General features: G+C 63.1%; 2 protein-coding genes. One reads left to right on the top strand and one right to left on the bottom strand.

Annotation, left to right across the window (positions count from 1 at the left end):
• Positions 1–135 (bottom strand): glycosyltransferase (locus tag A9W96_RS33315; RefSeq protein WP_197499385.1); only part of this gene is annotated, 135 nt, incomplete at its 3' end.
• A gap of 327 nt (positions 136–462) precedes the next feature.
• On the opposite strand from A9W96_RS33315, the gene A9W96_RS33310 reads away from it, so the two are divergent.
• Positions 463–1,332, top strand: an 870-nt coding sequence (locus A9W96_RS33310) for a glycosyltransferase (protein ID WP_156765234.1), incomplete at its 3' end; no start/stop codon positions are given.

Below are 1,332 nucleotides of genomic sequence, written 5' to 3'. Positions count from 1 at the left end.
TGACTCGACGAAATCGACCATTTCGGGAGCGACGGCCATACTCACGTCATGCCCGCGGCGAACCAATTCACGGCCGATCGTTAGGTACGGCTCGACCTCGCCACGCGTTCCCCAATTTGCCAGCACAAACTTCATCGCGGTCATGACTGTTCGATTCCCTGGCGCATCGTCGGATTGCAAGCGGCGGCCCACGCCCTCGGCCCAGACGACCGCAGCATAACCGGACACCCAGTGCTAGTTCAGCGAGTTGCGCTGACTCACGGAACCCGTTGGCAATGTGGGCGGCGGACGCCGAAACCTGCCGTCGCCGCGGAGCCATGTCTAGGCTCTGGCTCTACCGGAGATGTGGGCACCGGGGCTGTGGCCGGCCGTGGGTACGTCGACCCGCGTCGTCGGCATTTGGCTCGGTTCGGGAACGATACGTCGCCGGGCGGCGCGACAACCGAAAGTTTGAGATCCGCAATGAGATTTGTGTTGGCGAGCTACGGGACTCGAGGCGATATCGAGCCGTCGGTTGTAGTCGGCCGTGAGTTGCTGCGCAGGGGCCACGAAGTGTGCATGGCCGTCCCGCCCGACTTGATTCCGTTCGTCGAATCGGCCGGGCTCGCGGCGGTTGCTTACGGCACGGACACCCGTGCGTACATGGCCGCACAGCGCAGATTCTGGACATGTTTTTTTCGGAGCTTCTGGAGGATTCGAGATCTGATCAGGTTCGGGCTCCAGGTGTCGGCGCTATCGATCCAGTGCTGGACGGAGGTGTGCGCGACGTTGACATCGCTGGCGGACGGAGCCGATCTGCTGTTCACCACCATTCCGTGCGAGCAGGCCGCAGCCAATGTCGCCGAGCACTACGGCATTCCGCTGGTCACCCTGCACTACTACCCGGTACGGCCCAACGGACGGTTGATCCCGCTATTGCCCGGACCCATCGCGCGCTTCGCGATGAAGGTATCCAAGTGGCTGTCTTGGCGCATGAACAAGGGCTTCGAGGACGCACATCGCCGTGAGCTAGGTCTGCCCAAGTCGACAAGCCCTACGCACCGGCGAATCGCCGAGCGCCATTCGCTGGAAATCCAGGCCTACGATGACTTTTGTTTCCCGGGGTTGGCCGCCGAATGGAAGAAGTGGAATGGCCGACGGCCCTTTGTGGGTGCGCTGGCGATGAACCTCTCCACAGACGCCGACGACGAGGCGCGGGACTGGATAGCCGCGGGGGCACCGCCCATTTGCTTCGCCTTCGGCAGCATACCGGTCGAATCTCCGGCCTTCACGGCCGAAATGATCAGCGCGGCCTGCGCAGAATTGGGGGAGCGGGCACTGATTTGCGCCGGC

The organism is Mycobacterium sp. 1245852.3, assembly GCF_001669335.1.
In the GTDB taxonomy this organism is placed as follows: domain Bacteria; phylum Actinomycetota; class Actinomycetes; order Mycobacteriales; family Mycobacteriaceae; genus Mycobacterium; species Mycobacterium europaeum_A.
This window is presented reverse-complemented; position numbering and strand designations above follow the sequence as displayed.